This is a genomic window from Billgrantia endophytica, assembly GCF_002879615.1.
Taxonomy (GTDB): Bacteria; Pseudomonadota; Gammaproteobacteria; order Pseudomonadales; family Halomonadaceae; genus Halomonas; species Halomonas endophytica.
On record NZ_PNRF01000028.1, the window covers coordinates 308119 to 315028 of the forward strand.

Below are 6910 nucleotides of genomic sequence, written 5' to 3' on the forward strand. Positions count from 1 at the left end.
AGGCTACACTCATAGAGCTGGTTTAGCAACTGACGACAAAACATGCTAGCCCGGCTAGTAAACGCTAAAGCTGTTTTTATCTCTTGGCTTTGGTTGGTTCTTCGAGTAAGTCTTCAATACCGATCCGGGAGCGCACTTTGCACTTGCACTTCTGTCGTTGCCCTTCTATTTGTTTTTCATGATCAATACGACGATGAACAGCCTACTCTACGGGCGGGAGAAAACGGGATACCTTGCACTCCAATCTCTCATCACTAACGTGACCGTCTATGGCACTGCATATGCACTGTTTGTCGTAGGTTGGCTTGATCCTAGCTTGGAGGGAATTGCAATTCTATTCAGCATAGGCATCCTCATGGACACCTTGGTTACATGGTGGCTGCATAACCGATACTTCAGAGAGTCACATTATGCAATCTAACAAGTTATTCGTACCGACTCTTTATTTTGTTCAGAGCAGGTCAGTTTGACTGCTATATAACAGAGAAGTATCAACGGCCGCTTCTGGCTGGATGAGTAATGTTAGTTTATGCTGATAGACAGCGTTGTCGCGACAGTCGGTACCATACTGCCGATCTGAACATAATATTATTATATTACAGCAGCTTAGGGACAACAGAATGTAGTATAACATTGATGAACAGGCTGGTGCATTCATCTGGTATCAGGGGTGTGCTGTCTATTCGCTGTTAAGAATACCGAGGAACCGTCATGCTTCGATTTTACCAGTGGTGCGTACGCGCTTGGCCGTTTTGGGCAACATTAGTAGTCATCGGTGCTCACCTAGTGGCGTTGGCGGCTTTTTCTCAACAATCAGAAAATATTAATAAAATCTTTTCGATTAGTCTTCAGGTGATCGGTGGCATGCTAGTTCTTCACTCAATAGATAGTACGCTTGGTATGTTGCGTGGTGAAAGCATCCCACGACTGATTGCTCAGTGGTTCCGCTCATGTCCATTGTGGAGAAAGCCTAAGACAATTAAGGGTTTGGGGATCGCGGCGGCAAGGGCTACTACATCTGGCCATGTTCGAGTCAAACGCCAAGTAACCTCTCTTTCTAGTCGAGTTTCGGAGCTAGAACGACAGATGGACGAGGTGTATCGAGATATGGGGCTCAGGGAGCAAGCTCTCAAAAAGCTTGTTTCTGAAGTTAAGGATGAGTTGTCGGCAAGAGCTAGTAAAAGTGAGGCTGCTATCTGCGAAGTGGAGGGAAAAATAGATGCCACTGCGCTTGGCAGTATTAAGCAACAGGTTTTTGGCGTAGTGATTGCCGTGTACGGCGCAGGCCTAGCTTATTTTTCTTAACATGCGAAGGAACTGGGACAAAATTTCCGCTGCGCTGTAATTTTTCTCAAGTTGCGTGCATTACATTAGAATTTTCTATTTGACCGCTTCTGGCCGCTTAGCGACAGCCTGGTTTCGACCGCCGATATGTATGTTAAATCTCGGTCTGCTCCGCTATCTCCAGGTGTCATCGACCTCAATCCTCAGGTATCGCCAGATCGAAGAGACCCAGATAGTCTACTCGCGCATCACACAAGTGGCGGATATCGCCTGATAATTGCGAAACGTAGTCGTGAGCGGATACATGGTATAGTATTTAGCCATTCGATACTGCGCAGCGTTCGGCTATGCAGCTGCTTTTGCCAGAGTCAAACTAATGTCGACCACATCCGTTTCTGTCTTCGGAGACCCCTCTAGGATTTGGAACGTTCCGCCAGAAGACGTGAGCCGGCAGGCAACTGCGTCGCTTCGTGGCTATGTCTACCAACTCCACGCCTCTGCCGCCGCGTGGCTGGCGCTAAGGGCAGACGATGAACTCTACCTGGAGGTCGCCGAGGACTACACCGAGCTTCTCCGCGAGCAGGGCGCGGTCGATGACGTGTTGAAGGCCACGCAGGTAAAGGACACGCGCGAGTCCGGGGCTGTAACGCTGAACTCGCCAGATGTGCTGAACGCAATTGAGTCTCTGCACAGGCTCCGTGCCTGCAACCTGGGCCGGGAAGTAAGGTTCGTATTTCTGACAACATCTCGCATCGGACAGGAGTGGAAGGATGCGTTGCCTTCCGGAGTGGCTGGCCTGACCGCCTGGGAAGCGGCTGCTTCCGGAAGAGACGTTGAAGAACTCCGCGCAGCTCTTCTTCAGCGTACGCTTTCTGAGGAGCTTCGGACTTTTGTCACCAATAGCCTTCCCGAGCAGCTAAGGGCTGAGCTTCTGAGTCCGCTGGTCTTTGCATGCGGCGCACAGGATTGGCGCTCTCTTGAGGAGAGCAACCGGCGAACTATCATGGATCTCCGGAAAGAGCTCCAGTCGACCGCAGACATGGCTCGTCGCGCCTACGATGCCGTGTTCCGCGATGCCGTTGCGTGTGCGCTTGGGCCGGCTCCGCGTTGCTTAAGTGGAACTCAACTTCAGGCTTGTCTAGAGCGCGCAACGTCAATCGCTGTTCCGTCAAGCGTCGCCGTAGACTGGCTGGGTGAACGCGCCGCGCTGCCTAGTACCACTCTGTCCATTGACGAGTTACGCGACTTGGCGGAGTCTTTAATTGAGACTGGTACGCCGCCGTCGGTCGGCCTGCTATTCCCGGCAGCCCGGGCTGCAGCCCGGGACGCCCTTCTTGGGGCTTTCTCAGTGGAACCTCTTCTTACCGAGATCATATCTGACAGTGCTCCCGCGAGCGCGTCGTTACCGGATCTCGTTGAGCTCTCGGAAAAAAAACACCTCATCGTCGGTCAGCCCGGATCTGGCAAGACGCATGCCCTCTGGCGCGCAGCAAACGAGTTGCTCACAGCCGGTACGATCATTCCGCTGTATCTCCCGGCAGGGCAGGCGACATGCTGGAACGACCTAGAAGATATGATCACGGGGGCGGCGCCGGGGATCGAATTATCTACCCTGTTTCAAGACCCAAGAATCTGCGTTTTCATCGATAGCTGGTCCGAGTTTGCGGGCGCTGCACAGGCCGGTGAGAAGAGACGTGCGCTGCGCGCTCTGCGAAGCGCACGCTTGGTTGCGACGGCCAAGCTCGCTGACATCGACGACGGTGCTCTTAAGCACTGGACTCTCAACCTGCTTCCGCCCGACCGAGTGGCTCGTGCAGTCGCGGCCGCAACGCCAGGCGAAACGCTACCGCCTAGTTCGGTGATTGACCTCCTGCGACTGCCACTGCTTCTGGCCATCCACGTTCTCTCGGACGCGCGGTCTGCGACGACCGGCGACCTTTTGCGTCAGTTTCACGAGCACCTTATGCGCGGACTACCCGAGCGCTTCACAGAAGTGCTCGCTGAAGCCGTGGCGGAACTATCTCTGTCGGAAGGGCGGTCTTATGGTCGTCTCGTGCATGAACTCCAAACTCGAGCGGCGAAGGCGGACCTTACCGACCCAGTCAGGCTGCTCAGGAGCCTCGGCACGATTCTCGAACGCGGCGGTCAGGCAGTACCCGTCCATGATCTTTACTGGAGCTGGCTCGCAGGACGCGGCTTACTGGGAAACGCAGTCGCCGAGCGCGCAGTAGGTTCGCTCAGGACACGTGAGAGCTATGCCCTAGCCATCCAAGCGGGTGGATGCGCTACAGAGAGCGACGTCAATGCAACGGTCAGGGATGATATTGTGCTGGCCGCCGTTCTCGATGCAAGCCGTAGTGCGGAGCGCCCCATGCCGGCCCTTTCAGAAGCGTTCTCCCACGCGCTGGCAGATCCTCGTTTAGCTGTGCGGAATCGTGCTGCTCTTGCAGCGCTGGAGGGGGGGCGCACGGAACTCCTTCGCCCCGCTCTGGAGGTGCTCGCCGAACTAGGCCGGTCCAGCATGTACCCATCTGAGTGGAAGCAGGCTCTCCACCCAAATGCCCTGTTCGCTCAACGGGCTACACTTGCCGATTGGATAGGGTCACCGAATAGCGGCCTCGTCCTCGATGCAATCGCCGAAGATGGAGGGCCAGAATGGCGCCCCTGGCTAGAGCAAGTTGCGGCAGATGGTCGGATAAGTTGGGTAGAGGCGTCTGCAACCGCGCTTGGCTGTTGTGGCGATGTGCCGCAATGGGTTCGACCGCATCTCGACACTGTTATCGCTTCGCGCGCTTGGATGCTTCGGGCCGCCGCAGCAAGACGCGGCAACAGAACCCTAGCTCGATTCATCGCCGTCGAATACGAACGCTTGGTTGAATCCGTCGCAGAGCAGAATTTCGGCACCTGCGTCGAGCTCAACCGAGTGCTCGTTGGCTGCGGTGATGACGAAGTGTTCGGTCTACTGCTTTCCCAGTTCCCTTCCATGAGGTCTCGTGCGCAGGAGCTGCTCGGCTTTGCTGTAGTCGAACGCGGCTCACCCTGGGTAGCCCGCTATCAGCGGGTAGCTTTAGCAACCGGCGCCCCCCATCATCATAAGCTTGCCAAGGAGCTCTCGCTTGAGATTGATGACGAAACTGCACGGGCCTGGATCGCCGCAGGTCATGACGAGGCTGGCTGGCGGGTATTAATCGCACGTCATGGCGAGGCCCTACTGCCGGAAATGATCGGACAATTGCCTCCGTCTTTTGCGGGTATCCACCATATTCCCGCACTTGCCCACATGCACTGGCTTTCGAACGCACCTGACACGCTCATCGACGAAGTCTGGCGGCGGCTGGGCAGCCCCATGCAGCCGAAGGCGATGCAGGATGTACTCAACGCTATTGCGCGGGTCTACCCTAAGGGGATTCCTCACATTGTAAGATTCATCGCAGAGCAGCCCAATGCTCTTCCTTCGTACCACCTCCGCCAAGCCCTTTTACTCTACGAGGACTGGCAAAAAAGATCTGGTATCGTGCTCGGTGTAAAGACGGCCGATGGCACCGAACGTGCTTTTCCTGATTGGATCGCGCTTCATAGTGCGAGGAGCCAATGGGAGGATCACTTCACTCCAGAGCTGTTGGCCCTTTCGCCAGAATTAGCCATCGACTATGTTGTGCATCATCTTGACGACGAGCGTGCGGCAGCTGTATTGAATGCGTTGAGAGGTACAACTGCCTACAGCGCGCCGCTGCTGGATCGCATGCTTGCGGTGCCTGCCCTCGCCGCGCTCGTTCCACAAGTATTCGCCGATGGCTTCGACCTATTTCCTGTCGAGGCACTCCAACGCTGCATTGGATCGAACGACATCGATCAAGATAGCTTGCTCTATCGATTGGCCGCTACGGCGAACCCCATGCATCGCGCAGTGCATGAGGAGCTTATTGCACGCGTCCTCGAGGGGACGCTTAAATTGCACCATCTGCGTTACGTCGCGGATATGCTGAGAGCTTATTCGCGGGAGGAGGTTCTCTGTATTATTGATGCTGCACCTCACGCCCGTGAGGATTGCTGGTTTTGGTTTGTCCGTTCGGTGGAGGCGGCTAGGGGCGAACGCTTGATCAACGAGGACGGGGCTGTCCGGCATATCAGCCTCTAAAGTCACCATAGTGAATATTGTCTGAGCGTGCCCTTAATGTCCGCTCTTGGCCGATAGCTGCCACCGCCACCGCTGCTTCTTGCAGCGGCTCTTCCTATAATTTCCTCAATCCACTTGGCAGCATCACTGCCTTGGTCACGGCTTCACCCGGTCCGGCGTCTGTCGTTGACATCATCCGCAAGCCAAGCCTTGATTAGGTTTTGTACGAAAAGTCGATTCTGCTAATTTTACCTATGCTGCAGCAGCATAGGTGAGGTATGACAGGACGCTACGAACTCTCCGAGCACAGCTGGTCGCTGATCAAGGACATCGTCTCTCCGCTCCAGGAGATGGGCCGGCCAAGGCGGGATGACCGGCAGGTATTGAACGGGATCTTCTGGGTCCTTTGCTCGGGGGCCAAATGGCGCGACTTGCCAGAACGGTATGGCCCTTGGAACACCGCGTACGCACGCTTTCGTCAGTGGCGCGATGACGGCACCTTCGATGCGGTGCTGGCACGTCTTCAGCTCAAGCTTCGTGAGGATGGTCTGATGGACCTGGACACCTGGATGATCGATTCCACGGCCGTTCGTGCGACTCGAGCCGCCTCGGGAGGCGGTAAAAAGGGGGATCGGACGAACCGGTAGACCATGCGCTGGGCCGCAGCCGGGGCGGCTTGACCACCAAGATTCATCTGGTCTGCGACCGGCATGGATGGCCACTGGCCTTCACCTTGCCACCAGGTCAGGATGCCGACTCTCGTCATTTCATTCCCACGATGGAAACGATTCGTCTACCGGGAAACGTGGGCCGGCCCCGAAAGCGCTGCCGCTATGTCGTGGCAGACAAGGGCTACGACAGCGATGAATTGCGCCGCTACTGCGACCGACGCCGGATGATGCCGGTCATTGCGCAGCGCAAGATGCGTCGAAAACCTCGTCCCGGATTACCCCGGGGGTTCGGCAAGCCCAAGTATCGGGAGCGCAATGTCATCGAACGCGGCTTTGGCTGGCTCAAGGCACTACGCCGAATCGGTACGCGCTATGACAAGCTGGCCCGTAGTTTTCATGCCATGGTATGCCTCGCTTGCATAGACTGTTGCCTACGTGCCGACTTTTCGTACAAAACCTTGTGTCTCTCCGGGCTTGTTGATTAGCTACCAGCAGGCCCTGGCATCAGGGTGAGCATCCACAAAGCCTGAGGCGTCACAGCCTGGAACCTAGATTATGCCCCCTGATGCCCTCTATCTCGATAGCTTGAATGGTATCCAAGCCCCTCCCGAACCGGAGTGAGGCTGCACGAACAAGGGAAGGCGACGAGATCATGGCAGTAATTGGTATCGACGTCAGCAAGAAGAAGCTCGATTGTGCCTGGCTGCGCGATGTATCAACCGGCAAGGTTAAGACACGGGTATTTACTAACCACAGGCAGGGTTTTCCCCGCTTGCTGGAATGGCTTGAGCACCAGACCGGCGAACCGCGTGAACGGCTTCACATCCTGATGGAAGCT

Annotated in this window: 3 protein-coding genes and 1 pseudogene; all 4 read left to right on the top strand. The window is 55.9% G+C overall.

Annotation, left to right across the window (positions count from 1 at the left end; all coding sequences use genetic code 11):
- The first annotated feature begins 711 nt into the window (after window positions 1-711).
- Window positions 712-1305 (top strand): hypothetical protein, encoded by a 594-nt coding sequence (locus C1H69_RS23290; protein WP_133154980.1) that lies wholly within the window; start codon window positions 712-714, stop codon window positions 1303-1305.
- Window positions 1306-1660: 355 nt separating this feature from the next.
- Window positions 1661-5422: a hypothetical protein gene (locus C1H69_RS14755; RefSeq protein ID WP_102654131.1), complete on the top strand. Its 3762-nt coding sequence runs from the start codon at window positions 1661-1663 to the stop codon at window positions 5420-5422.
- 257 nt (window positions 5423-5679) lie between these two features.
- Window positions 5680-6557, top strand: a protein-coding gene (locus C1H69_RS14760) for an IS5 family transposase (RefSeq protein ID WP_102654132.1) whose coding sequence is annotated in 2 segments (ribosomal slippage) — window positions 5680-6022 and window positions 6022-6557 — 879 coding nt in all. Because the reading frame shifts where the segments join, the coding sequence is not laid out codon by codon here.
- 167 nt (window positions 6558-6724) lie between these two features.
- Window positions 6725-6910, top strand: a pseudogene (locus C1H69_RS14765) (IS110 family RNA-guided transposase); the annotation flags it as partial.

Coding starts and splice junctions, on each gene's coding strand:
- C1H69_RS14755 (WP_102654131.1), top strand. CDS start 1,661: ATGTCGACCACATCCGTTTCTGTCTTCGGAGACCCCTCTAGGATTTGG.
- C1H69_RS23290 (WP_133154980.1), top strand. CDS start 712: ATGCTTCGATTTTACCAGTGGTGCGTACGCGCTTGGCCGTTTTGGGCA.